This window comes from Sphingomonas phyllosphaerae, assembly GCF_029623345.1.
In the GTDB taxonomy this organism is placed as follows: domain Bacteria; phylum Pseudomonadota; class Alphaproteobacteria; order Sphingomonadales; family Sphingomonadaceae; genus Sphingomonas; species Sphingomonas phyllosphaerae_C.
The window spans coordinates 42894-68305 of record NZ_JAPYKH010000007.1 but is presented as its reverse complement, the minus strand read 5'-3'; the positions used below and the strand labels follow the sequence as shown (position 1 = coordinate 68305).

General features: G+C 63.3%; 19 protein-coding genes, 2 pseudogenes and 1 riboswitch. Of the genes and pseudogenes, 8 read left to right on the top strand and 13 right to left on the bottom strand.

Features of this window, described 5'->3' with window-relative positions; translation table 11 throughout:
• The first annotated feature begins 198 nt into the window (after positions 1 to 198).
• From QBJ89_RS08970 to QBJ89_RS08950, 5 genes are all read left to right on the top strand, one after another.
• Positions 199 to 1377, top strand: a complete 1179-nt coding sequence (locus tag QBJ89_RS08970; protein ID WP_277980172.1) for a zinc-dependent alcohol dehydrogenase — start codon at positions 199 to 201, stop codon at positions 1375 to 1377.
• Positions 1378 to 1889: 512 nt separating this feature from the next.
• Positions 1890 to 2168: a hypothetical protein gene (locus QBJ89_RS08965; protein WP_277980171.1), complete on the top strand. Its 279-nt coding sequence runs from the start codon at positions 1890 to 1892 to the stop codon at positions 2166 to 2168.
• A 195-nt stretch (positions 2169 to 2363) separates the two neighbouring features.
• Positions 2364 to 2738: a response regulator gene (locus QBJ89_RS08960; RefSeq protein WP_277980170.1), complete on the top strand. Its 375-nt coding sequence runs from the start codon at positions 2364 to 2366 to the stop codon at positions 2736 to 2738.
• Between the two features lie 90 nt (positions 2739 to 2828).
• A complete protein-coding gene (locus tag QBJ89_RS08955) occupies positions 2829 to 2993 on the top strand; it encodes a hypothetical protein (RefSeq protein ID WP_277980169.1) in 165 nt (54 codons plus the stop codon).
• Between the two features lie 585 nt (positions 2994 to 3578).
• Positions 3579 to 6875 carry a PAS domain S-box protein gene (locus QBJ89_RS08950; RefSeq protein ID WP_277980168.1) on the top strand — a complete coding sequence of 1099 codons (3297 nt, stop codon included), beginning with the start codon at positions 3579 to 3581 and terminating at the stop codon, positions 6873 to 6875.
• Between the two features lie 370 nt (positions 6876 to 7245).
• Here the strand turns inward: QBJ89_RS08950 and QBJ89_RS08945 are convergent, their stop codons facing one another.
• The 7 genes and pseudogenes from QBJ89_RS08945 to QBJ89_RS08915 all read right to left on the bottom strand — a co-directional run bounded on the left by QBJ89_RS08945 (position 7246) and on the right by QBJ89_RS08915 (position 14225).
• Positions 7246 to 7986, bottom strand: a complete 741-nt coding sequence (locus tag QBJ89_RS08945; RefSeq protein WP_277980167.1) for an alpha/beta fold hydrolase — start codon at positions 7984 to 7986, stop codon at positions 7246 to 7248.
• Positions 7987 to 8542: 556 nt separating this feature from the next.
• The gene (locus QBJ89_RS08940; RefSeq protein ID WP_277980166.1) at positions 8543 to 9250 is read right to left on the bottom strand and encodes an IS6 family transposase; all 708 of its coding nucleotides are present in this window, start codon (positions 9248 to 9250) and stop codon (positions 8543 to 8545) included.
• A 55-nt stretch (positions 9251 to 9305) separates the two neighbouring features.
• On the bottom strand, positions 9306 to 9956 hold the full coding sequence (locus QBJ89_RS08935; RefSeq protein ID WP_277980165.1) for a pilus assembly protein: 651 nt from the start codon (positions 9954 to 9956) through the stop codon (positions 9306 to 9308).
• On the bottom strand, positions 9953 to 10549 hold the full coding sequence (locus tag QBJ89_RS08930; RefSeq protein ID WP_277980164.1) for a TadE/TadG family type IV pilus assembly protein: 597 nt from the start codon (positions 10547 to 10549) through the stop codon (positions 9953 to 9955). Before QBJ89_RS08930 ends, QBJ89_RS08935 begins: the two co-directional genes overlap by 4 nt.
• The gene (locus tag QBJ89_RS08925) at positions 10546 to 12483 is read right to left on the bottom strand and encodes a pilus assembly protein TadG-related protein (RefSeq protein ID WP_277980310.1); all 1938 of its coding nucleotides are present in this window, start codon (positions 12481 to 12483) and stop codon (positions 10546 to 10548) included. Before QBJ89_RS08925 ends, QBJ89_RS08930 begins: the two co-directional genes overlap by 4 nt.
• A 758-nt stretch (positions 12484 to 13241) precedes the next feature.
• A pseudogene (locus QBJ89_RS08920) lies at positions 13242 to 13448 on the bottom strand (IS6 family transposase); the annotation flags it as partial.
• 60 nt (positions 13449 to 13508) lie between these two features.
• On the bottom strand, positions 13509 to 14225 hold the full coding sequence (locus QBJ89_RS08915) for an IS6 family transposase (RefSeq protein WP_277980162.1): 717 nt from the start codon (positions 14223 to 14225) through the stop codon (positions 13509 to 13511).
• A 392-nt stretch (positions 14226 to 14617) separates the two neighbouring features.
• Between QBJ89_RS08915 and QBJ89_RS08910 the strand changes: the two genes are divergently transcribed.
• Entirely contained in the window at positions 14618 to 15478 is an 861-nt protein-coding gene (locus QBJ89_RS08910; RefSeq protein WP_277980161.1) for a DUF4394 domain-containing protein, read from the top strand.
• A 317-nt stretch (positions 15479 to 15795) separates the two neighbouring features.
• Here the strand turns inward: QBJ89_RS08910 and QBJ89_RS08905 are convergent, their stop codons facing one another.
• Together QBJ89_RS08905 and QBJ89_RS08900 are read right to left on the bottom strand one after the other, a co-directional pair.
• On the bottom strand, positions 15796 to 16608 hold the full coding sequence (locus tag QBJ89_RS08905; RefSeq protein WP_277980160.1) for an alpha/beta hydrolase: 813 nt from the start codon (positions 16606 to 16608) through the stop codon (positions 15796 to 15798).
• A gap of 459 nt (positions 16609 to 17067) precedes the next feature.
• A complete protein-coding gene (locus tag QBJ89_RS08900) occupies positions 17068 to 17724 on the bottom strand; it encodes a UPF0149 family protein (RefSeq protein WP_277980159.1) in 657 nt (218 codons plus the stop codon).
• Between QBJ89_RS08900 and QBJ89_RS08895 the strand changes: the two genes are divergently transcribed.
• On the top strand, positions 17709 to 17912 hold the full coding sequence (locus QBJ89_RS08895; RefSeq protein WP_277980312.1) for a hypothetical protein: 204 nt from the start codon (positions 17709 to 17711) through the stop codon (positions 17910 to 17912). The genes QBJ89_RS08900 and QBJ89_RS08895 overlap by 16 nt on opposite strands.
• A gap of 79 nt (positions 17913 to 17991) precedes the next feature.
• Here QBJ89_RS08895 and QBJ89_RS08890 read toward each other — a convergent pair whose 3' ends face one another.
• From QBJ89_RS08890 to QBJ89_RS08875, 4 genes and pseudogenes are all read right to left on the bottom strand, one after another.
• Positions 17992 to 18639 (bottom strand): PEPxxWA-CTERM sorting domain-containing protein, encoded by a 648-nt coding sequence (locus QBJ89_RS08890; protein WP_277980158.1) that lies wholly within the window; start codon positions 18637 to 18639, stop codon positions 17992 to 17994.
• 359 nt (positions 18640 to 18998) lie between these two features.
• On the bottom strand, positions 18999 to 19187 hold the full coding sequence (locus tag QBJ89_RS08885) for a hypothetical protein (RefSeq protein ID WP_277980157.1): 189 nt from the start codon (positions 19185 to 19187) through the stop codon (positions 18999 to 19001).
• A gap of 112 nt (positions 19188 to 19299) precedes the next feature.
• Positions 19300 to 19992: pseudogene (locus tag QBJ89_RS08880) on the bottom strand (IS6 family transposase); the annotation flags it as partial.
• Positions 19993 to 20380: 388 nt separating this feature from the next.
• Positions 20381 to 22549, bottom strand: a complete 2169-nt coding sequence (locus QBJ89_RS08875) for a TonB-dependent receptor (RefSeq protein ID WP_277980156.1) — start codon at positions 22547 to 22549, stop codon at positions 20381 to 20383.
• Between the two features lie 108 nt (positions 22550 to 22657).
• Positions 22658 to 22862, bottom strand: a riboswitch (cobalamin riboswitch).
• A gap of 154 nt (positions 22863 to 23016) precedes the next feature.
• On the opposite strand from QBJ89_RS08875, the gene QBJ89_RS08870 reads away from it, so the two are divergent.
• On the top strand, positions 23017 to 25386 hold the full coding sequence (locus QBJ89_RS08870) for a TonB-dependent receptor (protein ID WP_277980155.1): 2370 nt from the start codon (positions 23017 to 23019) through the stop codon (positions 25384 to 25386).
• Positions 25387 to 25412: the final 26 nt, after the last annotated feature.

The following is a 25412-nucleotide window of genomic DNA, read 5'->3' as shown; positions in this document are numbered from 1 at the left end:
GTCCACCCTAAGATGTCCCCGCTTCCCTCCGCCAACGCCATGGCACCAACTTCGGGCGCATGACCCCTCGAATGATTGTATTATCGAGATTGGTGAGCGCTCGCTGCATGGTGCGGGCCTCAAACGCGGTCAGGATCGTTGTCCTTTCTCAGACGCATCGCCGAGCCGCGATGTTGACCCCTGACATGGAGATCTCCGATGCGCGCACTTTGCTGGCATGGAACGGGCGACGTCCGCGTCGACACCGTTCCCGAGCCCGAAATACAGCACCCGCGCGATGCCATCATCAAGGTGACGGCATGCGCAATCTGCGGGTCCGATCTTCACCTGCTCGACGGCTACCAGCCGACGATGGTGGCGGGCGACATCCTCGGCCACGAGAACATGGGCGTCGTCGTCGCGCTCGGATCGGAGGTCACCAACCTCAAGATCGGTGACCGCGTGGTCGTACCCTTCACGATCAGCTGCGGCGACTGCTTCTTCTGCCGCAAGGGCCTGTTCTCGGCGTGCGAGCGCACCAACCCCAACGCGGAGATGGCGATCAAGGCGATGGGCCACTCGCCCGCGGGCCTGTTCGGATTCAGCCACATGCTCGGCGGCTATTGCGGGGGCCAGGCCGAGTACCTGCGCGTGCCCATGGCGGACGTCGGCCCTATCAGGGTGCCCGACAGCGTGACCGATGAGCAGGCGCTGTTCCTCTCCGACATCTTCCCGACCGGCTACATGGCGGCCGAGAACGCGCAGATCGAGCCCGGTGATACCGTCGCCATCTGGGGTTGCGGGCCGGTCGGTCAGTTCGCGATCCGCTCCGCGCTGATGCTTGGGGCAGGCCGCGTCATTGCCATCGATGAAGTGCCCGAGCGTCTCGCGATGGCCGAGGCCGGCGGCGCGGAGACGATCGACTTCTCGCAGGTCGAAGATGTCTACGACGAGCTGCAGTTCCGCACCAAGGGCCGTGGTCCCGACAGCTGTATCGATGCCGTCGGCTGCGAGGCGTCGGCGCACGGTTCGGCGGACTCGGTGCTGGACAAGGTCAAGGCGGCGACGTTCCTGGCCACCGATCGGGTGCACGTCCTCCGCGAGGCGATCATGAGCTGCCGCATGGGCGGCACCGTGTCGATCCCGGGCGTGTACGTCGGAATGGGCGACAAGATCCCGATTGGCGCGATGATGAACAAGGGCCTGACCATCAAGACCGGGCAGACCCATGTGCAGCGCTACACGGCACCCTTGCTCGCACGCATCGAAGCAGGCGACATCGACCCGAGCTTCGTCGTCACGCATCCGGCCAGCCTCGAGGATGCGCCCGCGATGTACGAGAAGTTTCGCGACAAGAAAGAGGGCGTCATCAAGGTCGTCTTACGTCCCCATAGCTGACGCACGCCGGGGCTGATCGAGCGAGTGTTGTGAAAGCAACTAAACTCCGCGCGACAGCGGCGAGTTTCTATCCCGTTCGCTTGCTCAAGGGCAGGCGAACGAAGGCAATCTCGGAACCCGACCGAGAGAGGTCGCCGCACTGACAGCCCTAGGTTGGTAGCTGAGGGACCTTGCGATGCACAAGCCGTCGGCCGCTTGCGGAGCCGGTGCGTTTGGTTTGACGGAGTCGACCGCGGCGGGGACGCGATCAGCGTGGCGTAGGCGGCGTAGCCGCTGCCAGCCCACAAAATCCATGCACCAGCGCAGTAAACTGATCTCGCTCATGCTTATTGTTTATTATCGCGGAGCAATGTAAAAGCAGGTGCGCTTACAATGGTGCGACCGCCAACGAAGCGGCGCTCCCCCGTGGCCCGGCGTTCGCGCCCCCCTGCTCGCGCCGGGTCACACCCTCAATGAGTCGCGATGCAGGTCAGCTCGTCGCGTGCTGAAGTGCGGCGGCTGGATGGATGCCCATGCCCCAGTACCAGTTCGCCATCTACGATCGCTCTGCCGAGATCGGCAATAAAATCGAGGAGCTACCTGGCCCCGCGGAAGCGAAGTCGCTGGCAGTCGAAACCGCTGGTCAGGTATTGAAGATCGTGGACGGGGCTTTCTGGGCTGACGGGCTTTTGAAGGTCGTTGTAACCGATCAGGCGGGTACCCTGATCTGCGCCATCCTCATCAACGGCATCGACACGCCCACCGTTGGCACATCGCAGCGGCACGCGAACGGAATTGCAGACGGCGATTAGGTCAGCGTCTCCTGGCCGCCGGTCGACAGCCGCCGCACCGGTCCCGGTTGCGCGGTCCGCAGCGCCTCCGTCAAACTACTATGATATATTATAGAAAGTTAATGTACTTTAATCTAGGTTGATTGACGTAAGTCGCTTGCGGGTTCCTGATACAAATCGGACCTACAAGCGGAGACGAAGGTGTCAGAGCGCACCATGTTCATCCTTCTGGTCGAGGATGATCCAGACGTCAGCGCCATCACAGTCATGGCGCTACACCTTGATCCTCATCTCACAGTTACATCCATGTCGACTGGTGCTGATGCACTTCGGCATCTGCAAAACTCACCCAAACCGGATCTAATATTGACCGACAACAACCTGCCTGACATGGAAGGCGTGGCGCTGGTAAAAGCTGTTATGGCGTCGACGAGCGAAGCGCCTCCGGTTGCGTTTTTCACAGCGTCGGTTCGATCCTCCGACATCGCCCGCTACAAGGCCGCCGGTGCCATCGGAACGATTGCGAAGCCGTTCGATCCGATGGGCTTGGCAGCGCAGGTTCGAGCGCTGCTCCTTTCGACCTGGGGCTAAGTCGCTGCGTCGATTCTTATCCTGGCGAGGGGTTTCGTTCATCATAGCGTACTAGCAGTAGCTGGCGCTCTGACGACGAAAGGCTCCGACATGACGGACCGGAGGGACCTGGTAGAAGCCTTTGCTGTTGCTTTTACCGATGCGTTTGGCAGCCGCGCTATCGAGGTGGCGAAAAGCCAGCACGATGAGGCAGTTGGCATCGTTCGCGAGCGTTGGCAGCAAATTATAGAAGCCTGCGGCGCCCGCATGGCCTAAAGCGCAACGGCGACGCGATCAGCATGGCGCAGGCGAGTGTCGTCAAAGCAACCGCACCTCGCGCGAGGTAGGCCATGTCCTACCCCGTTCGCTTGCTCGATGGCAGGCGAACGACGGAAATCTCGAAACCTGCTCGAGAGAGTTCGCGGCACTGACAGCCTTAGGATAGTAGCTGAAGCAACCTACGATGCACGAGCCTTTAGGCGCACGCGGAGCCGGTGCGTTTGGTTGGACAGAGCCAACTTCTCCTATGCACGCTCACTCACCCGAGAGCGGCCGGTCCGCAAACCTGCCAGAAGCGATGCCGTTCCGGCCCCCGCAGACGCTGCCGAGCGCGACTCCTATACCCGCGCGATACCCGCTTGCGACGGCCGTTAGCGCCCATTTGCCGACGTTCAGCGCCTAGTATCGGCTCCCGAACTTCGGCCGTCCGTTCTACTTGCAAATATGAGGCCATACCAAGTGGCCAGTCCCGCGCGCTGTCCTGCTCCTGGGCGCGAACATAGACGGCCAATGAGAACGACCGGTCGCGCTTAATGCTAACGGCACGATTGCCGAGGAGAGCTGCGGAGCGCATGAAGGCCAATGATCACCGCCCCTCTACCCGGCGCTGCAAGCCCGGATGAACTGACCAATCGTCAGGCCCGCCTCATCATCGAGAGCGCTGTCGATTACGCGATCGTCGGCCTTGATGCCGATGGCGTTATAACCTCCTGGAACGCGGGCGCCCGCAATATCATGGGCTGGTCGACGAAGCAGGCGGTCGGCCAGTCCGTCACGCTGTTCTTCACGCCCGAGGATGCCGAGGCAGCTATACCGGCAGCGGAAATGCGGGCCGCCGTTCGCCACGGTCGGGGCCTCGACGAGCGCTGGCACATGAAGGCGGACGGCTCACGCTTCTGGGCTATCGGCGAAATGATGCCGCTTCGAAGCGCAGACGGCGAAATGGAAGGATTCGTGAAGATCCTTCGCGATCGAACCGAACAGCGCAAGGCCGCCGTAGCGCTTTCCGACAGCGAGGATCGCTACCGCACCCTGTACGACACGATCGATGAAGGCTTCTGCATCATCGAGGTGCGCTGTGACGATGCGGCGAAACCGGTCGACTATCGCTTCCTCGAGGTGAATCCGGCGTTCACCCGTCAAACCGGTCTGGTGGATGCGGCGGGCAAGTGGATGCGCGATCTGGCGCCGGACCACGAGCAATATTGGTTCGACCTATTTGGCAAAGTGGCCCTGACCGGAGAGTCGGCACGGTTCGCGCTTCCGGCACAGGCGCTCGATAGTCGCTGGTACGAGGTCTTTGCCTACCGCGTGGGTGAGCCAGAGGAGCGAAAGGTCGCGATCCTCTTCAGCGACGTCAGTCAACAGCGCAACAACGACGCCAAGATCAAGGCCAGCGAAGAGTATCTTCGAAGTGTCAACGCGACGCTGCACAAAAGCGAGGCGAACTTGAGACTGCTGCTCGATACTATCAACGAAGGATTCTATGCCGTCGATCGGGATGGAGTGACCACCAACTGTAACAGCGCCTTTCTACGGATAATGGGGTTAAAAACGGAAGAAGACGTAATCGGACGCAAACTTCATGACCTGATCCACCATTCGCACCCGGACGGTTCGGCCTACCTTGCCACGCAGTGCCCCATTTATATTGCCGCCAGCGAGGGCATTGCGGCTCATGTTCGCGAGGAGCAGTTCTTCCCTTTGGCCGGTGAGCCCGTGTGGGTGGAATATTGGGCGACCCCGGTCATCCAGGATGGTGCACTCCAAGGCGCTATCTGCACCTTCAGCGACATCAGCGAACAGCGGTTGCAAGACGACGCGAGGCGGGGTGTCGAGAAGCGCCGTACCGCGCTTCTCGCTCTCACCGACACGCTCCGCAACATGGACGATCTTGCCGCGATGTCGGAAGTCGCTTCCGATATCGTTGGAAAGACCCTCGATGTCAGCGCGGCTGGGTTTGGCAGGATTGATCCCTCCGGCGAGACTCTTGTGATCGATCGCGATTGGGCAAGCGATCCGGCTTATCGGATCGCGGGCGAGCACCCGATGCGCAATTATGGCTCATACATCGACGACCTGCTGGCGAACCGGCTCGTGGCGATCGGTAATGTACGGTCAGATCCGCGGACCGCCAGCCACCCCGAGCCATTCGAGGCGGCCGGAGTAGGTTCGCTGATCAATGCGCCGGTCGTCGAGATGGGAACCCTTGCTGCCATCTTCTGCGTCACCTCCGATCGTGTGCGCGACTGGGGTAACGACGAGATCGCTTTCATGCGCGAGGCCGCTGAGCGGACTCGCACTGCGATCGAACGGCGCCGCGCCGAGCAGCAGCTCAAGGCATTCGCCGATACGCTCCGACAGCAGGTCGAAGAACGCACGCAGGAGCGTGACAGGGTCTGGCAGGTCAGCCGCGATATGCTCGGTGTGGCGGACGATCAAGGCGTCTGGCTCAGCGTCAATCCGGCGTGGTCGGACATCCTCGGCTGGCCCGAAGACGCGTTCGTCGGCAAGACGTCCGAGTGGATCGAACATCCTGACGACGGCGCGAAGACCCGCAAGGAGGTCAAGCAGCTGGCGGCAGGCCATGCGACCATGTTCTTCGAAAACCGGCTTCGCACCAAAGCCGGCGACTATCGTGACCTGTCGTGGTCGGCAGTGCCAGCGGGTGGTTTGCTGTATTGCGTGGCCCGCGATGTGACCGAGCAGAAGGAGCGTGATGCCGCTCTCCTCAAGGCGGAGGAACAGCTGCGGCAAAGCCAGAAGGTCGAGGCGGTCGGTCAGCTTACCGGAGGCGTGGCCCACGACTTCAACAATCTGCTGACGGTCATCCGGGGATCGGTCGATCTTCTGCGGCGGCCCGCGCTTTCCGACGAGAAGCGGGCACGCTACATCGACGCGATCGCCGACACCGCCGATCGCGCCACGCGGCTGACAAGCCAGCTGCTGTCGTTCGCACGGCGACAGGCGCTCAGAGCCGAAATCTTCGACGTCGGCGCCAGCATCGTCGATCTTCGCGACATGCTCGACACGCTTACCGGCACCCGGATCAGGATAGGGGTGGAAATGGGAGAAGGGCCGTGCCTGGTGAACGCCGATCGCAGCCAGTTCGACACGGCTATCGTCAACATGGCCGTCAATGCGCGGGATGCGATGAACGCTGAAGGCGTTCTCACGATTGGTGTTCATGAGGCGAGCGGTATCCCGGCGACCCGTACCCATCCTCCCGTTCCAGGCCGCTTCATCGCCGTCTCGATCTCGGACACGGGCTCGGGGATCGCCGCGGATCAGGTCGATCGAATCTTCGAGCCGTTCTTCACCACCAAAGGCGTCGGCCATGGCACTGGGCTGGGCCTGAGCCAGGTGTTCGGCTTTGCCAAACAGTCGAGCGGGGATGTGCTCGTCCGGAGCGAGGTCGGCAAAGGGTCAACGTTCACGCTCTATCTGCCGACGGCTGCCGAGGGAGAGCAACACATCCCACATCTGCAGCGCAACGGCGCTGCTCCACTCGCCGAGGGTGCCTGCATTCTCGTCGTCGAGGACAACAGCGAAGTCGGTTCATTCGCGACCCAGGCGTTGGCGGAGCTTGGCTTCAAGACCCGTCTCGCCGTCGATGCTGCCAGCGCGTTGGTGGAATTGGGGAACGACGGCGCAGGCTTCGATCTGGTGTTCTCCGACGTGGTGATGCCGGGCATGTCGGGCATCGAACTTGGGCTGGAGATTAAAGCTCGGCTACCGCACCTTCCGGTCGTGCTAACTAGCGGGTATAGTAGCGTCCTAGCCGGCCAGGATAGTCTCGAGTTCGAGCTGCTTCACAAGCCTTATTCCCTTGATGAGCTTGCAAGCGTGTTAGCGAAGGCTTCCATTAAACAGGGTTAGTGCACTTCCTGACCGCATTTACTGAGAAACTGAGCAGAGTTCAGCCAGGAATTATATCGCCCCGGCTTCAATAGAATGCTCGCGACTTTCGACGACAACGCCTCAAGCGTGAAGGGATTCATCAAAAGCCCTATGCCTGTTTACCTCAGATGTCGGCCCCGGCCATTGCACTTTCACCATCTACAGTCGTCGGTAGCTCTCTGCGCCGCTTCCTGAACGACTGTCCGTTTGTCGCGGTCAACCGCCTGAAGGCGGCCGTTCCGCTTTCCATCCAAAACGCGAGATTGCTGCGGCATCGCCCGCTTGGCTTGATCGTTAATACTCGACGTCGCCGGCAAGCAGAGCAACCTGTACCCGCGCGAAGCCGCCTTCATTTGCGGAGCTGATCTCCCCGAACAGCAGCGACTCCCTCAAGGATACCATCGACGACAAAGGCCGGTGCTTCATGCGGCAGCCCGTGCCCAGCTCGCGCAGCAACGTTCTGGCGCGCGTTGGTCGACAGCGAGAGGAACTGCCGCTGCAGGCGCTGGGTCGCGTCTTCCAACCGGACAGCGATCGGCTCCGACAATCCAGGCACCATGCGAAAGCGCGGACTATGCGTCAGCACAATCACGGGCTTCTTACCTAGCAACGTCAGCTGGTGCGCCTCGCGGGCGCTCACTCGCATGTCCAGTCGCTCCTCGTTCTTGCTCGGATCCGTTTGCATGCTGGTGAGGAACGACCGAGCCTCCGTGACCGCCTTTTCCTCGCCCGGCGCCGGAGGAGGCAGGAGCGCGAGCCATGTCGTGACCTGGTCGGGATGCGTCGAGGACACGAGCACGAGGCCAGCTGTGTCAGCAGGGTAGCGCGCGGCGAATACCTGGGCATGGAGCCCGCCGACCGAGTGGCCGACCAGAAGGTACGGGCCCTTCACCTCTGCTGCTGACAATGCGGCATGCAGATCGCCAGCGGCGTCGGAGCTGGAGCGTGGATCAGCCGGAGCTGGATCGCTCTTCCCGAGACCCGCCCGATCATACAAGCAGACACGAGTTACCGAGCCCACTTGCGCAGCGATCGCCTGCCAACCTGGGTCCTCGACCGGCGCCGTCCCCATCCCGGCGTCGATCACCACCGACGGTGCTCCGGTCCCCGTGCAGGACAGCCGAATCGAGCGGCCACCAACATCGAAGCGGCCGTCAGCGGGCGTTTCCGGAGCCGCCACTACCTGGCCAAGCGCGCTGCTAGTGATGCAGGACAAGAGCACCGCGGCGGACAGGGCACGCAAGTAAGCCTCTCAATCAGGAGCGATGATGTACGCCTGCTTGTGGCCCAATCACAACGTCTGTTTGCCGGTCGGGCCAGCTGGCAACCTACCAACCTCACCATTCAAGAGAAGCGCCCGAACCGCTGGACTTCGCCTCCACCCAGAGCGACAGCACAGCTCGACTCAGGCGCTGGTGCGGCCGGGTCGCTGCCCCGCCGACACGATCGACGGGGCTGTGGGTGGTGGGAGCGGCACTGGCGCCGCTCTCCTCGAGAACGAGGACCCAGCATGCCCTAGCTGACCGACACCCACACGCTCCTGCTCGCCCAGCCGCACAGCGCGGCAGCGGCAGCGGCAGCCGGTGCTGTCAGTCGAACGCGAACTCGTCTCTACACGATGCACTTCGACCTTCGTTCACACCGACTCAGCTGGCGAGCGCCTGCCACTCTGCAAGCGCGGCGAAGCGGCGCTGCTTGTAGGTCTGACGGTCGACGAGATGGCGTTCGTGGTTGTGGACGTTGGCGTGGACCGAGGCGAACGACTGTAAGGTTCGCATCTGCCGGAACCGCAGCATCGCCCGCTCTCGTCGCCTGAACGGCAAGTGCGAGTTCTCGACCCGGTTGTTGGCCCAGCGCCCCACCTCCGGCTTTTCGCGGCTGCCGAGTTCGCTCAGCGCCGCACCGTAGGAGCGCAGCCCGTCGGTGGTGATCGCGTCAGGCGAGCCATGGCGCTTGAGCGCCTTCTTCATGAAGGCGAGCGCTGCCTTCTTGTCGCGGGTCTTGGTGACGTAGCTCTCGAGGATCTCGCCCTCGTGATCCACCGCCCGCCACAGGTAGACCATCTCGCCGTTCAGCTTCACGTACATTTCGTCCAGGTGCCAGCGCCAATGCCGAAAGCCGCGCATGCGGTTCACCCGCTGGCGCCGCACCTCACCCCCAAACAGCGGACCGAACCTGTTCCACCACAGCCTCACCGTCTCGTGGCAGATGTCGATACCGCGCTCGAACCGCAGGTCTTCCACGTTCCGCAGCGACAGCGGGAAGCGCACGTACATCAACACCACGAGCCGGATCACCTCCGGCGACGAGTTGAAGTAGCGGAACGGACTGGCTGGCTTGCGCGGGCGGGGCATACCCATCCCCTACCCCGGTGAGCGCCGCAGGTGCATTAGCTTTGACAGCGCCCTGTCAACACATCGACGCTTGAACGCCATCCACGGGATTGACGCCAGGATCAGACGTGTCGCGGTTGTCGCGCACCATCATCGCCGCGATCTCGTGGATCGTCTCGGCTGGAGCAAAGTGAGCCGAGATCAAGGGCTGGTAGCGATAAAAGATTTCGACGAACATGGCGGGGGAGCCCGGCGCCGCGACGATACGGGCGTTCCCTGGCCCCATGCCGTTGACATCATTGTTTCCCTTTCCGGCGCCTTGGCGGCCATAGCTCGATTGATAGTGCAAGGCGCCGTAGCAGCGCTGCCAATGCAGATATTGACCGTGTGGCTGGCCAGCGTCGACCTCGAGACTGGTCAGCATCACGCGCCCGTTCTGAGCAAGCGCCAAGGACCCGCTCTGCAGGCCAGCTCCTTGGAAAAGGTCATTAATTTGTTTCTCGTCGATCTGCGTTTGGATAGAGTTCTGCGTACCAATCCGCGCTGCGTTGTCCGAAACCTGCAGTGCGAGTTGGCTGATCTGCTGCGCAACGATGCAAAAATTCACATACTCGAACGTCCACAGCGTCGCGATGAGCAACAGCGGCAGGCACAGCCCGAGCTCGATGAGAGCGATGCCACGAACATCACGCTTCAACTTGCCCGCGAGGGCGACAGCAATCGTCATGGGCAGGTTCCCGTCGGCGGATCGGCTTGTTGATCATTTGGCTGATTTCGGATCAGCGTCTTGGCCGTGAGCACCGTTCGAGGTGCGGCGGCAAGCAAGGTAGTCAAGCCGAGCCGATTATAGCTGACGGTCGCGATGAGAAGAACGACATCACGGGCGTTTCCTCGGCCAAATACCGCGCCATCCAGATCCCAGCTGCCGTTGCGGTTGCTGTCAACAAACGCTTCGCCATTGTCGCACCGGCCGTCATGGTTCGCATCATTAAATTCTTCAGCTGGATCAGCTACGTTTCTGTAATCACGGTAGCTCTTCGAGGCCAATGTCACGCTGGCGCCTGGGATGATCTGGTGAACCGCGTCGGCGACGCTGGCGGTTATCGCGTCCTGACGGGCCCCAGCACTCGCCCCCTCGAGGCTGATGTCGCGGGCAGCCTTCTGCAGTGCGCCAACGAGCGCCGAGCGTACGTACATCGTGTGACCGACCTCAAGTCCGCCAAGAAGCATAAGGATCAGCAGCGGCGCGACCAAGGCGAACTCGATTATCGTCGAGCCGCGCGTTGAAGCCACGACTCGTGTGAGCAGCGGCACTCTCATCGCGTGAGCCTCAGCTGCGCGATCTTGGCCGCGATCTCCGCGAAGGTTTCGTTGAGCTGCTGGCTGTTGTTTGCCTGAAAGGCACGGCCCTGCGAGGCGCAATCCCGCAGCAAGGGTGTCAAGTTCGTGCCGAAGGCGATGACCCATACGGTAATGCCCTTCTGGTTCTTTGCGACCGAGCAGTAGCGCTGCAGCCGGTCCTCGACGATCGTGTCCTGCTGTGCGTTGGTCGGCAGGGAGCCCTGATCGGTTCGGCGACGGTCCAGCGCGGACAGACCGTAGGCGTCATAGTCCTGGATGCGCGTCTCCGTGTCGCCGTCTGTCATGAAGATGATGTTGCGCGCGATCGAGCTGCCGTCCGGCGCCGACGTGTTCTCGCTGCTGAACAGCCCTTCCTTGGAGATCAGACGCAGACCCCAGAGAAAGCCGATGTCATGGTAGGTCTGCCCGCGCGTGACGAGTGCATCGAGGTAGGTCTTCACGGCCGCTGCCGTGAGGCCGGCCTCCTTGCTCTGAAGCTTGCGGGCGGCACTCGAGCACGCGGCTCGGTTGATGTAGGCGGAGCTGGAGAGCTGTGGATAGCCGCTTGTCGTGTTAACGGCCGCGGCGTTCCAGCCGGTTGGCACACTTGCGTTAAGATTCGAGACCTGCCTGGCGAACACGAGCCCCGGCAGGGCCGGCCGCCATTGCGTATCCGGGTTGCCAGGGGTCGGCACCGCGTCAACGTCCATGTCCCAGGCCGTGCCTGCCTCATTGGCGCGCAGCGTCTTGCGTTCCTCGATGCAGGCGCTCGACGCCGTCCACGAGACCTTCTGATCGCTTCCCGTTGTGTTCGAACCAGACGGCGCATTGACGTTGGCCATGGCAACGTTGGATGCGCCCGCCATGAGGCCGTTCGCAGCCGTGCCCTTGAAGGCGGCGACAGAGTAGCTGGTCGGACGATACCAGAAAAAATTCTTGGTCGAGTAGATCGGTTGACCCGCTTTCGGATTTGCGCTGATCGTGCGCGTCTGCTGCTGATTGGTGGTCGGATAGTTGTTTCTCGTGATGATGCACTGACCGCTGCTATCCGAACTAGCAGTATAGGTGTCACCACCAAATGTTCGATAGTAGACCTTGGTGCGCGGGACGGCAGTATCTGATGGACTCCATGCGTCTTCACGCGCACCCGTTGTCGTTGTTTTGTTAGCAGGGGCCACGCAATTTTCTGGGTCACCATAGCTCGTCGAGATTGTGGGTGAAGACGGCGACCAAGCGGAGTAGCTATCGCTTTCGGCTTTCTCTGTGCCGGTCTGCTCCTTTTCCTGACGATCGAATTGACGCGACTGGTAGGTCCAGCTGTCCACCATCCAATCGCGCTTCAACAGCATGCCGACGTTGACGGTGTTCGCATAAGGCACGAAGCCGTAGCGTACTTGCGTGCCCGCAATTTTCGCCTGCTCCAGCGTGTTGTAGAAGTTGAGGACCGCATTGCGCAGGCCGGTGATGCGGTTGGTGGAGTCACCCGGATTCGTTAAGGTCATTGAGCCGGTCGTATCGAGCACGAACATGACGTCGGTGTTTGGCAGCTGAAGCTGCGCGTCGCACTTGGCGGTCAGCGCGATCTGCCGGAAACCAAAGATCCGCATCAGCGACATCGGTACAGAGGTTGATGCCGTTCCATGTACCACGACGTTGGCGTCGACGGTTGGCGCCGGGAAAAGGGTGTTCTCCGAGCCATAGCGGCCTGGCGAGAAGTTCGCGTTGAAATAGGCGAGTGCGGTCGAGTAGGTCGTCGGCGTGACGTTTGTACCCTGCATAGACTTACGAAACGCTAGCACTCCCGCGTCGCAACCTTGCTGCATCCGCGTTTTGACTAGGTAGATTCGGCTGAGATCCAGAGCGCCGCCACCCATGCCCAGCAGCAGCATGATGCTGAGTGCCGACAGGATCATCACGTTGCCACGTTGGCTACGTGCCAGACGACGCGTCAGTCCGATCAAAACCCCTGGCATGTGTCCCTCGACCAAGCGCCAGGACTTTATCCTGGATTAGTCGCTCAGCTATCTGGGACCCTTTAAAAGAGTGTAACGGGAGCGAGCTCTTTTCGATGTCACAGGTTCAATCACGGTCGCGTTGACGGTTGGTCGCGTTGCCTAAACCTGGGCAGCTGCGCGGCATCGCGCGCTAATATTGGCGTGATTGGCAATTCTCAAAGCGGCTCGACCTAGCGAATTGACAAGCAACCATGAGAGCTTACATGCAAGCGGAAGTCATTGCTCATCTGAGTCAAGACCCAACCCTGGTCAATCCCGATTACCTTGCTATCTTTATAAAGCGGTCACTCGTTCATGTGGGAGATCCTTCAAGTCATGATGCTCGCGCGTCGCGCGATATCATTGTGATCAGGGACGTCCTGACAACGTGCAAGCGAGGGAAATAACCAACAAACATTCGCCTGCAACTTCGACTTTTTTAGGCTCGGCTCGCACCACCTCTGAGCATATCAATTAATGTAGTAAAAGCTGGCAATGCTTCTACGGCCGGATACAAATGGTCCGGCGGACGTGACTAAACGAACGTCGTACGGATCGACGGCCTGAACCGACCGCACCACCACAACGTCGGGCTCGCCAGATAGGGCGATTGGGTGCTGTCAGTCTAACGCGAACTCGTCTCCACACGATGCATCTCGGGCTTCGCGGGCGGCGGGTCAGCTGGCAAGCGCCTGCCACTCTGCCAGCGCCGCGGAGCGTCGTTGCTTGTAGGTCTGGCGATCGACGAGATGGCGTTCGTGGTTGAAGTGGTTGTGGACGTTGGCATGAACCGAGGCGAACTTCTGTAAGGTTCGCATCTGCCGGAACCTCAGCATCGCCCGTTCTCGTCGCCTGAATGGCAAGTGCGAGTTCTCGACGCGGTGCTGTCAGTCTTATGCGAACTCGTCTCCACACGATGCACCTCGCCCTCGGCTCGCGTCGGATCAGCTGACGAGCGCCTGCCACTCTGCCAGCGCCGCGGAGCGGCGCTGCTTGTAGGTCTGGCGGTCGACAAGGTGGCGTTCGTGGTTGAAGTGGTTGTGGACGTTGGCATGGACCGAGGCGAACTTCTGTAAGGTTCGCATCTGGCGGAACCGCAGCATCGCTCGTTCTCGTCGCCTGAACGGTAGATGCGAGTTCTCCACCCGGTTGTTAGCCAAGCGACCCACCTCCTGCTTCTCGCGGCTGCCAAGCTCGGTCAGTGCAGCGCCGTAGGAGCGCAAACCGTCGGTGGTGATCGCCTCGGGCGAGCCGTGGCGCTTGAGCGCCTTCTTCATGAAGGCGAGCGCCGCCTTCTTGTCGCGTGTCTTGGTGACGTAGCTCTCGAGCACCTCGCCCTCGTGATCCACCGCTCGCCACAGGTAGACCATCTCACCATTCAGCTTCACGTACATCTCGTCCAGGTGCCAGCGCCAATGACGGAAGCCGCGCATGCGGCTCACCCGCTGACGCCGCACCTCGCCCGCGAACAGCGGACCGAACCTGTTCCACCACAGCCTCACCGTCTCATGGCAGATGTCGATCCCGCGCTCGAACAGCAGGTCCTCCACGTTCCGCAGCGACAACGGAAAGCGCACGTACATCAGCACCACCAACCGGATCACCTCGGGCGACGAGTTGAAGTAGCGGAACGGCGAGGCGGGCTTGCGCGGGCGAGGCATGCCCCTCCCTACCCCGGCGAGCTCCGCAGGTGCATTAGCTTTGACGGTGCCGTCCAAACTGCCGGCTGGGGATCACGAGCGCATTTCGGCAGGAGATGGATGCACTCAGCTTATCGGAAGAGTCGCTGTCGGTGTCGGCAAGCACCTGGCTCAGGTGCGTCGGTGCAATGTACTTGGGCATGCCGACATAGCTCAAAGAGCAAGATACGAGGAAATGGGCAAATAGATGCCAGCCTCAAGCAGACATAAAATGTAATCCTGTTTAAGGACGCCTGTATCCGCCTTTCGGTTGACTCAGCATTAACCACACGTTGTCTGATCGCGAGTGAGGGCGTTCGATCGTTCAGCATGATCGCTGACTTTCCCCTCGAAACCGGAAGGGAGCCGCGAACATGAGAAATGTTTTGATACTTGCCTGCGCCACCGCGCTGGTACCTACGAGTGCGTCGGCAGCGACGATCTTCGGTGTAGACGAGACCAACCGCCTAGTGTCGTTCAGCAGCACAACCCCCGGGACGTTCGACACGTCCGTAAAGATCACCGGCACCAACAGCAGCATCGAGGCGCTCGATTTCCGCCCGCTCAACAACACGCTGTACGGTCTCGGCACCGATCGCGTTGTCTACACGATAAACACGTTGACCGGCGTAGCTACCGCGGCCAGCGCCGCGCTGGGAATCGAGGGCAGTGTCTTTGGCTTCGACTTCAACCCAACGATCGATCGCGTTCGCATCGTCAGCAACACCAACAACAACTACGTCTACAATCCCAATGACGGCTCGCTCACCGGCGCGCCGACGACCAGCCCGCTCGGCTATGCCGCAGGTGATCCGAATGCGGGGCGTGACCCTGGTGTGAGCGCGGCGGCCTACACGACGTCGAGCTTTGGCCAGCCCGCCGCATCGACCCAGCTGTACGTAATCGACACCGACCTCGACGTGCTTGCCAAGCAGAACAATAACGGCGGCGTGCTGACCACGGTCGGCGGTCTCGGCCGCGACCTTGGCTCGCGCACCAGCTTCGACATCGCGGGCAGCGAGGCGTTCGCGTACAACGGCCGCTCGCTCTACAGCATCAATCTCGAGAGCGGCGCGCTGTCGACGCTCGGCACCACGTCGCGCCAGCTGTTCGGCATCGCGGTCGCGCCCGTGCCGGAGCCCGCCACCTGGGCAATGATGATCCTGGGGTTCGGCGCGATCGGCTATACGATGCGGCGTCGGTCGACGGTTCGCTTCGCGCGCCAGATCGCGTGACCTTCGGCAGACGCGGGGCGGCGCATAGCTGCGCCGTGTCGCGCCAGGCGGGGCGTCCTGTCTGTCCGTCTTGTAGGTCCGCTCAGCTGTGGTCCTCCTGAGGTATACCTCAAGAGGACCACGGCTGAGCGGACCCAGAAGCGGTCATCCAGGCGCACCTAACACTCCCCCATTTTCGGACGCTTGTTAATCTAGCCACTCGAGCCTTTTGGGCGTTCCGCGCAGCTGTCCGCCTGGCCCGATGGCAGGGAAGCGGACCTTCCGCTTTGCGAGCACACTCGAAAGTTGTCCGTTGCAGCGAACCGGAATGGCGTCGCCTACCCCACTAGTAGCTTCGCCATCGCGGCGGGTTGCTCGACGTGAACGAAATGCCCGGCGTTCGGGACGGTATTGATCTTCCCGCCCGCCTTTTCGACGGCGACGAGTTCCGCGGGGCTGGTGACGTGGTCACCATCACCACGGATCAGGAGGATCGGTCCCTTCCACTGCCCTATGGAAGTCAGCATCGGGCGGCGTGTCGAGGGCTGTGACAGAAGCGACTTGCCGGCAACGGCACCCTGCTCCCACCGGGCCCCCGGAAGTCCAGCGCTCGCAGCAAGGCGTGAGAAGATGTCACGGTTGCGCGCCTCGCTGACGTAGAGGTCCTGGCGTCTCTCACCCAGCGCAGCGAGGACCTCGTCCATCTGGCTGATAAAAGCGTCGTCGAACGGAGTGGACGGGTCTGCAAGCCGCATCGCCTCCAACGCCCTCGCGGGTTCACGTCCATTTAAGAGCTGCGCTGCCGCCGCGCATAGCCACCGGAACGAACTGGACAGATCGATGCAAGGGCATTCCAGCACCAGCCGCTGGACGCGCTCCGGATGCGCCAGCGCATAGCGCAGCGCGACTAGCCCGCCAAAGCTGTGGCCCAGCACTCGCCACCGCGGCACTGCGAGCGCCTCTCGAACAGCCTCAAAGTCAGCGACGAGATCTTCGATCGTCACTTTTGTACCGGGAGGAAGCGCGTCGGAGCGGAGGACGCCGCGCTGATCCACGCTGATCAAGCGACACATGCCAGCCAACGCGGGTCCCATGTAGCGCTCGAACTCCAGCGCGCCGATACCCGGCCCACCATGAACGTAGAATAACACAGGGGCGCCGCTCGGCCCCGTGTCCGTGACCCAGAGGCGGGTGCCCCTAATAGCGAGCAGCCGCCCGGCAGGCGGTTGTGTCCGTGCGCTTGCTGGCAGCATGCTGACCAGCACCGCTGCCGCCACGCCGCGGACCACGTCGCGCCGCTTCAACTGACCTGTGCACTGCGATGGGCTCACATCTGATCCTAGCGTGAAGACCTCCCGACGCAAACGTTCGCTGCGGAACGGCTGATCGCTCAGCCCAAGCGGACGGACCCAATTGTGGTCACTCAGCCCCCCTGCCGGCCGCCCGACTTCGGACGCTTGTTCACCTCGGGGTTCGAGCCTTGCGGGCAGTTCCGCGCCGCTGTCCGAATGTGATGGTTGCGAGGGAAGCGGCGTGGCCGCCTTGCGCCAAGATGTAGGCGAAGCTGACCCGTCAGCGACGCGTGCACATCGCACGATCGCCGGCCACTCTCACGCGCAACAGCGCTTGTGTTTCTTGCCTGATCCACACGGGCACGGATCGTTCCGGCCGGTCTTGGCCGCCATCACCGTCGACGGCACAGCGTCGTCCGCTGCCATGGAACGATTGGACACAGCGTAAAGGCGGAGCACCGCGCCAGTGAGGTCACTTACGACATGGTCCTGGAGAGCGTTGACCTCCACGCTGTCGAGGTCGCTCTCGTTACGGGCGACCTTGATCAGCGTCTCCAGTTGCAACCATGGCCGCGACAAAGAGTCATCGTTCGCCAGCGCGCTCCACGCATTCGGACGCAATGCCACCGCTTCGGCAAAGCCACCAACCCAGTATTCCCAGAGCAGCTCGCGATCCCGCTCGTCGACGTCGAGGATCGGCTGGAATTTGCCACGGGCAAGGTCGCGGGCGATCTTCGACTGGCGCGCCAACACCGCCGAAGCGAACCACTGCACGTCGAGCGGATCCTCGAAGGGAGGCACGCCTTGGGTCTCCGGGCCCCAGATGACCTCCATCCACTCGTTTGCCGGCGTTGCTTGGGGGGCCACAAGCAGGCCGGTGAGGAAGCCGTCAAGTTCGGTGAGTAGCATCGGCTGCTCGACAGGAAGGTCCGCGAGCGCGCCGTCCAGCCGCCGAAATCGTGATGGAGGCCGCATCACAAGCTGATATGGCGCCGACGCATCGCGTCCTGCGTCATCTCACGCAACGGGCACGTTCCTTTGTCGGCAAAAATATCAGCGAGATCGAGCAGATCCTCGTCTCCGAGAGCCGCTATCGACGCCTCTATCGCAGCCACGCGACCCAACATGCGTTCGACCGCCGCCTCGCGGCGCTTGACCCGTAATCTGAGCATGTGCATCCGCTAGCAGGATCGATCGCGATGATAAGTCACCGCGCGATGTGGCTGGATCTGGTCTGGTCAGCTAGACGTAGTTCGCCCTCGCCTTGCTCGAACGGCCTCGGCGCATCAAGCCGCCTACCACAGCGAAGCCGCTGATCATCATCGCCCAAGAGGCGGGCTCTGGCACAGCTGACGTTGAAAGGACAACGTTATCGAGCGCGAACTCAGGAAAGTCTATCCCACCCGAAATGGTCAAGAAAGACAGATTCACGAGGTTGGCGAACGAGAACGTTGAGAAGCGTGCGGCCGAATTTGGGTCGACGAATATGGAGGTCTCGATGTTTCGACCAGCCTGCATCCCGGTCAAGGTCAAAGTAAGAGGACGGTCTAAGCGCAAAAAGGTTTGAGCTGCATCGATTGACGTCAACGAAAATAGGTCACCGCCCGCATGCGAGATGGAGACGCTTGTCTCATTCAGGCCGTAGTATGCTGTCGTGCCGTTTGACGCGCAGCCAGGACCGCACATGCCAAGGTTTTTGGCGGGATCATTGATAAGGTACATGCCAAAAATGCTTGTGGGCGCTAGGGTCACGCGAAACCCATTCTCGGTGAAGTCGTAGCTCTGATAGCCGAAATCGTCGATCTTCTGCGCCTCGAAATCGATTGTCGCCGCTTGTCCCGCGGTCGCCAAGAGCGCCACAGCACCGGCGATGAACAGTTTGGCGATCATCAGCCTTCTCCCTCGGAATGGTTGGGCACGACCCCAGGTGTCGGCGCTGATGCGCTGGCAGCAACGAGTGTCGTCGATAATACTGATGATGTCATCCCCTGTTTCAGCTAACGGCTGCCAAACCGGCGTTTACCGGACCGAGCCTTGTGGGTGAATGCGCCCCAAGCTGCTGCGGCGAGGGCCGACACGGTCACTAAGGACTTCCTGAAGGTCTACCAACTTCACCCGCTCATACAGACGGGCGCCCGAGCCCGTCAGACCTTTCGGAGAGCGGCTGGCTTGGCGTGGCCTGGTCCGGGAAATGGCGGACGTGCGGCTTTGCACCAGGTGATGGAAGCGAGGTTCCAGAATATGGACGATCAAGGATTGATGGTCTTCTGCAACCAGCCTTCTAGCAAAGCGAAATAGGCCGGCGCGTCCGGGGCCGCTTGCGCAGCGAACTGCGCATCGACTTGGCGGGCGGGCGGCACGCCCATCATCATCGCATGATCTGCTCCGTCGATCACGCGGACCGTGACCTGTCGCAACTCGACCGAGCGGGCGCGCATAGCTGCGAGTGACGCTGCCACCGGCACCCATGGATCGGCTTGGCCGAGGTGCTGTCAGTCTAATGCGAACTCGTCTTTACACGATGTATCTCGCCCCCGGGTTGGCGGCGGGTCAGCTGGCGAGCGCCTGCCACTCTGCCAGCGCCGCGGAGCGGCGCTGCTTGTAGGTCTGGCGATCGACGAGGTGGCGTTCGTGATTGAAGAGGTTGTGGACGTTGGCGTGGACCGAGGCGAACTTCTGTAAGGTTCGCATCTGCCGGAACCGCAGCATCGCCCGCTCTCGCCGCCTGAACGGCAGGTGCGAGTTCTCCACCCGGTTGTTGGCCCAGCGACCCACCTCCTGCTTCTCGCGGTTGCCGAGTTCGCTCAGCGCCGCACCGTAGGAGCGCAGACCATCAGTGGTGATCGCCTCGGGCGAGCCGTGGCGCTTGAGCGCCTTCTTCATGAAGGCAAGCGCCGCCTTCTTGTCGCGGGTTTTGGTGACGTAGCTCTCGAGGATCTCGCCCTCCTGATCCACCGCTCGCCACAGGTAGACCATCTCACCGTTCAGCCTCACGTACATCTCGTCCAGGTGCCAGCGCCAATGACGGAAGCCGCGCATGCGGCTTACCCGCCGGCGCCGCACCTCGCCCGCAAACAGCGGACCGAACCTGTTCCACCACAGCCTCACCGTCTCATGGCAGATGTCGATCCCGCGCTCGAACAGCAGGTCCTCCACGTTCCGCAGCGACAGCGGGAAACGCACGTACATCAGCACCACCAGCCGGATCACCTCAGGCGCCGAGTTGAAGTAGCGGAACGGGCTGGCTTGCGTGGGCGAGGCATGCGCCTCCCCTGCCCCGGCGAGCGCCGCAGGTGCATTAGCTTTGACAGGGCCATCCCGGCTGTTGTCTCTACTATCCCGCCCGCCGGGTCTCTCCGGCGTTGCGCGCGCTGATCGATGCGTTTCGCGCGTGACCCAATACTGGTCGTTCCAGTCAACCGGCCACCGTCTCGATTTCTGCCATCCGTCATCTCGACAGTCCGACGGGTCTGGCCTTTCCAGGACGCTGTCTGACCGACCAAGTGCGGAAGGAAAGCGGGGTTCCTGATTTTACCCCCCCTGTTCGCCATGCGCCTGCTACGCACCCAAACCAGCGATAAACCAGGTAGGTCAAGCGCTTGGCCGCCGGTGGCAGGATGAGCGCGCCATCTCACAGCCGCGCGCGCAGCGCGAGGTCGAGCGAGCGCGGTCGGCCGAGCAGCCACTGCGCCGCGCCGTAGGTCGAGGTCACGTAGCGAATGTCGAAGAGGTTGTAGACGCGCACGTCGGCCGCGAGCGCCGGCGTGATCGCGAACGAGAGGCTGCCGTCAGCGACGGTATAGGCCGGCACGCGCGCGCTGTTGGCCAAGTCGACGAAGCGCGCACCGACGTGGCGCAACCCCGCCTGCGCGCGCACGCCGCGGCGGCTCTCCCAGGTGAGCCAAAGGTTGCCGGCGCGCTCTGGCACGTTCGGCGGCGTGTTGCCGGAGAGATCCGCGTTGCCGCTGAGGAAGTTGTCGAACCGGGCGTCGAGCACCGTCCCGTTCGCCTCGACCGAGAAGCCGGCGGCGAGCGCGAGCGACAGCGCCGCCTCAATCCCCTTCGACGACTGCCGCCCGATCTGCTCGAGCGGGCCGTTGGTGACGCGCTGCGCGACCAGATCGTTCTTCACGATGCGATAGCCGGCGAGTGTCACATTTATGCGTCCGCCGAGGAGCGCTGCCTTGGCGCCTGCCTCGACCTGGTCGCCCTTGGCATTGGTGAAGGCGAACTGCGTCGCGCTGGTGGTGAAGGTGGTCAGCGTGCCGACCGGATCCACGCCGGTGGCATATTGGGCGTAAAGCGAGATGCTCGGCGCTGGCTGGTAGACGGCGCCGACGCGCCAGGTCGCGTCGCGGAACCTCTTCTCGCGCGCGCCGCCCGGGAAGGCGTTTGCCTCGCCCGTCGGAGCGCCGGCCGCGTCGTAGAGGATGTTGCGGCGGCGCACCGCATCCTCCTCGTAGCGGAAGCCGCCGAGCAGCGAGAGCTGTCGCGACAGTCGCAGCCGGTCCTCGCCGAAGATGCTCCACTGGGTCGTGGTAGTACGATAGCGCGGCAGCGTCGCCGCGCGGTCCTCCAGCGTGCCGGGGACGAAATTGAAGGGATCGACCGCATCCGCCTGATCCGCGACGGCGAAGTTGTTCGAGTAGCGCAGGCTCACGCGGTTGACCTCGGCGCCAAGCACCAGGTCGTTGGCCAAGCCGCCACCCAGCGGTGCGCTCAGCTTCACGCTGACCTGATCGCCGTACTGGGCGACGTCCTGGACGATGCCGAGATTGTCCGAGCGTTCGATCACGCCGTTCGGCCGACCGGTCGCCGGTGACCAGGCGTAGCTCTCGAGGTCATACCAGCTGCGCTTGCTGGCTAGCCGATAGGCGGCGTTGGTGAACGTCACCGCGTCGCTGACTTCCCATTCGGCGACGAGCGTCTGGCGATCGTCGCGGAAGCGGATGGCGGCGTCGGCGACATTGTAGTTGCGGCGCCGGTTGCGCGGGTCGAGCCGGCCATCGATCAGCGGCGTCCCCCAATAGCGAATCGGTGAGCCGTCGCCATAGTCGCCGCGCAGCGTGAGGGTTAGGCGCTCACTCGGCGCGAGGCGCAGCGCGCCCGACAGCGCCAGGCTGTGGTTCTCACCGCGATCAACCCAGCCCTCCGAGGTGCGGTAGCTCGCGTCTAGCCTGTAGCCCAGCATCTTCCCGAGCGGACCGCCCGCTCCCGCCGCGACATGCCATGTGTCCTGCGCGCCGTAGCTCAGCTCCGCGTCGTAGCGTGCAGTGTCGCTCGGCGTGCGCGAGACGACGTTGACCGCGCCGCCGAGCGCGCCCTGGCCGTAGAGCACCGAGGCCGGACCAGTCAGCACCTCGATCCGCTCGACGTTCCAGGGATCGGTCGGGAAGGTGATCGTGCCGGCGACCGGGAAGAGGCGGATGCCGTCGACCAGTTGCAGCACCGAGCCTTGGCCGACGAAGCCGCGCGCGGCGAGCGCGGTGTTGCCGTTCCCAGCATTGGCCGCGGCGGTGATGCCGGGCGCGCGCGACACTGCCTCGACGACCGTGATGTCGCCGCGCGCGCGGATCGCGTCGCCGTCGATGGTCGCCACGCTGGCGGGCAGCTCGAGTGGCGTAAGGCTGAGGCGGCTGCCGGTCGCACTCGGCCGGTCGAGCGCGCCGCCGCCGCGGCCGACGATCAGGATGTCGTCGCGCGGCGGTACCCGATCCTCGTCTTGCGCCAGCGCGGCGGAGGAGCAGGTGGCGAGCAGCAGCGCGGCGACGTGCGTCGCCGGGCGGTAGGTGTCGATCATCTTCATATACCCCGATGAAGGACGGGGTACGCGGACCAGACACCGGCGCGCGCGAACGGGGTGGCCCGGCCGCGGCATGCGAGCGGCCAGACCGGGCACCCCGCCGGTGGACGTTATGGCGTCGAGGCAGGTCTCCTGGCTCGCGGGTCGGTGCGGATGGTCTGGCCTTCCCGGCCGCGAAAGCGACCAGTGACACGGAGCGACCACCTGCTCGCCGCTTACAGTTGCGGGGGCAGCGCCGGCATCGCACCGGCTTCCCGTCTTAGCTCCGGCGCGGCGAGCCGACCGGAGAACCTTGACCGGCATCGCATCGGCGAGACGAAGCGGCGCGTCAAGCAGGACATAAAGAAAGCTTTATATCTTTCTACCTGCTCCCCACCAACCACACGGCAACACGCGAACGATTCGCATTAGCCTTGACTCTGCAATTCGGTCGCAATATCGCCATTCGCAACAGGGGGGCTACAATGTTGAAAAATGGACCGACCTTCCTGGCGCTCTCGTGCGTCGGGTTCATCGCCTCCGCGCCAGCCGCGGCGGATCCCGCCACGGGCGCACCGCTCACGGCGCAGGATCGCACCGACGGGCGCGACGACATCATCGTCAACGGAACCCCGGCCGAGCCAGCGAAGCTTGAGAGCCCGAAGGCCACCTCGGCGCTGATCGACCTGCCGCAGACGGTCACGGTCCTCAACGACCAGACGATCCGCAAGCAGAATCTCCAGACGCTCCGCGACGCGCTGCAGACGATCCCCGGCATCACCTTCGGGGCCGGCGAGGGTGGCGGCGGCTACGGCGACAACATCAACCTGCGCGGTTATTCCGCCACAAACGACATCACCGTCGACGGCGTGCGCGACAGCGGCCAGTACAGCCGCACCGACCCGTTCAACCTTCAGCAGATCGAGGTCTACAACGGCGCCAACAGCGTCTTCAACGGCTCGGGCTCGGTCGGCGGCACGATCAACCTGGTGTCGAAGGTGCCGACGCCGCGCGATCTCACCGTTGTGCAAGGCTCGATCGGCACCGACGATTACTATCGCGCCGCGATCGACGCCAACAAGCGCGTCGGCGACGACGTAGCGGTGCGGCTCAACGCCGCCTACCACCGCAACGACGTGCCCGGGCGCGACGTCGAGAAGTTCGAACGCTGGGGCGTAGCTCCAGCGGTCACGATCGGGATCGACGGGCTTACCAGCCTGACGCTCGCCTATGTCCACCAGGAGGACGACAACACGCCTTACTATGGCGTGCCCTTCTTCCGCACCGCTCTGTCGAACGGCCTGCTGCCGGGTGCGGATCGCTCGGCCTATTACGGCATCGTCAACCTCGACAAGCAGGACCAGGTGCTCGACCGCGCGACCGCCACCTTCCGCCACGCGGTCAGCGAGGCGGTGTCGGTGCGCAATCTAACGCGCTGGCAGCACGTCGTACAGAACGGCGTCACCAGCGCGCCGCAGGGCACCTTCTGCCTAACCGGGCTCGCGCTCCAGCCGACCGGCGCCGCCTGTCCCACCGGCCTCGCGCCCGGCGAGTGGCGGCCGTCGGGGCCGCGCGGGCTGGTCCGCGATCAGGAAGCGCAGCTACTCTACAACCAGACCGACCTGCGCGTCGCGACTGGCGCTAAGGGCGGCGTCCGCAACACGCTCAACCTCGGCCTCTCAGGCGCGATCGAGGATTACGCGATCACGACCGCCTCGCTGCTGCGCAACGCCGACGGGTCGGCGGTGACGCCGCTGCCGGTTCTGTCGATCGGCGACCCTGACACGACGTGGCGCGGGCCGCTCCACCGCACCGTCACCGCGCAGGCGCGCGGCGAGACGCGCAACCTCGCCGTCTACGCGTTCGACACGCTCGAACTCGGCCGCTTCGTCGAGCTGAACGGCGGCGTACGCTGGGAGTCGCAGCACGCCACCTTCCGCAATCTGCCGCTCGCGGTCGTGCCGCCGGGCGCGACGCAGGTGACCGAACTCGCCCAGCGGCCGCAGCAGAGTCGCGAGCGGCTCTTCTCCTACCGCGGCGGCGTGGTGCTGCACCCCGTGCGGCAGGTCAGCGTCTATGCCAGCTACGGCAATGCCAAGACGCCCTCCTCCACAACGGTCAGGCTCGGCTGCGGTGCGCCGGTGGTGCAGGTGATCGACGGTGCCGCCGTCACCTACGACCCCTGCCAAGTCGCGCCCGAGACCGCTCGCAACTACGAGGTCGGGGTCAAGGCGAGCGTCTTCGGGCGGCTCGAGCTCACCGCCGCGGTGTTCCGCAACGAACGCACCAATTATCGCGTCCCCTCGGTCGACCCCGCGCTGCCTTCGTCGACACAGGTGCTCGACGGTCGCAGCCGCGTCGACGGCGTCGCGCTCGGCGCCTCGGGCGCGATCACGCCGGCCTGGACGATCTTCGCCAACTACACCTATCTCGACGGCACGATCCGCCAGTCGGTGTCGGACCGCTGCCTCGCTGCGCCGAGCGTGGCATGCGGCAACTCGTCCGCGGTGCCAGACCCGCAGCGCGGCAGCCGGCTGACGCAGACACCCGAACACTCGGGCAGCCTGTTCACCACCTACCGCCTCCCGTTCGGGCTCGAGCTCGGCTACGGCCTGACCTACCAGGGCGGGTTCGCCATCGCCGCCGCGTCGCTCGCGGCGCCGGCGCAGCCGCTGGTGGACGATTATCTGATCCACCGCGCCTATCTCGCCTACACCTTCGCGGGCGGGCTGACCGCGCAGCTCAACGTCCAGAACGTCGGCAACGAGCGCTATTACACGGGCGTGCGCAACAACGGCTGGGCGGTGCCCGGCGACGCGCGCTCGGCGGTGCTCAGCCTCTTCTACAATTTCTGAGCGGCGCGGTGACGGACCCGGACGGA

Bases quoted from the DNA above. Each gene is read 5' to 3' on its own strand.
- QBJ89_RS08970 (WP_277980172.1), top strand. From the start codon at position 199: ATGCGCGCACTTTGCTGGCATGGAACGGGCGACGTCCGCGTCGACACC.
- QBJ89_RS08965 (WP_277980171.1), top strand. From the start codon at position 1,890: ATGCCCCAGTACCAGTTCGCCATCTACGATCGCTCTGCCGAGATCGGC.
- QBJ89_RS08960 (WP_277980170.1), top strand. From the start codon at position 2,364: ATGTTCATCCTTCTGGTCGAGGATGATCCAGACGTCAGCGCCATCACA.
- QBJ89_RS08955 (WP_277980169.1), top strand. From the start codon at position 2,829: ATGACGGACCGGAGGGACCTGGTAGAAGCCTTTGCTGTTGCTTTTACC.
- QBJ89_RS08950 (WP_277980168.1), top strand. From the start codon at position 3,579: ATGATCACCGCCCCTCTACCCGGCGCTGCAAGCCCGGATGAACTGACC.
- QBJ89_RS08940 (WP_277980166.1), bottom strand. From the start codon at position 9,250: ATGCCCCGCCCGCGCAAGCCAGCCAGTCCGTTCCGCTACTTCAACTCG.
- QBJ89_RS08935 (WP_277980165.1), bottom strand. From the start codon at position 9,956: ATGACGATTGCTGTCGCCCTCGCGGGCAAGTTGAAGCGTGATGTTCGT.
- QBJ89_RS08930 (WP_277980164.1), bottom strand. From the start codon at position 10,549: ATGAGAGTGCCGCTGCTCACACGAGTCGTGGCTTCAACGCGCGGCTCG.
- QBJ89_RS08925 (WP_277980310.1), bottom strand. From the start codon at position 12,483: ATGATCCTGTCGGCACTCAGCATCATGCTGCTGCTGGGCATGGGTGGC.
- QBJ89_RS08915 (WP_277980162.1), bottom strand. From the start codon at position 14,225: ATGCCTCGCCCGCGCAAGCCCGCCTCGCCGTTCCGCTACTTCAACTCG.
- QBJ89_RS08910 (WP_277980161.1), top strand. From the start codon at position 14,618: ATGAGAAATGTTTTGATACTTGCCTGCGCCACCGCGCTGGTACCTACG.
- QBJ89_RS08900 (WP_277980159.1), bottom strand. From the start codon at position 17,724: ATGCGGCCTCCATCACGATTTCGGCGGCTGGACGGCGCGCTCGCGGAC.
- QBJ89_RS08890 (WP_277980158.1), bottom strand. From the start codon at position 18,639: ATGATCGCCAAACTGTTCATCGCCGGTGCTGTGGCGCTCTTGGCGACC.
- QBJ89_RS08885 (WP_277980157.1), bottom strand. From the start codon at position 19,187: ATGCGCGCCCGCTCGGTCGAGTTGCGACAGGTCACGGTCCGCGTGATC.
- QBJ89_RS08875 (WP_277980156.1), bottom strand. From the start codon at position 22,549: ATGATCGACACCTACCGCCCGGCGACGCACGTCGCCGCGCTGCTGCTC.
- QBJ89_RS08870 (WP_277980155.1), top strand. From the start codon at position 23,017: ATGTTGAAAAATGGACCGACCTTCCTGGCGCTCTCGTGCGTCGGGTTC.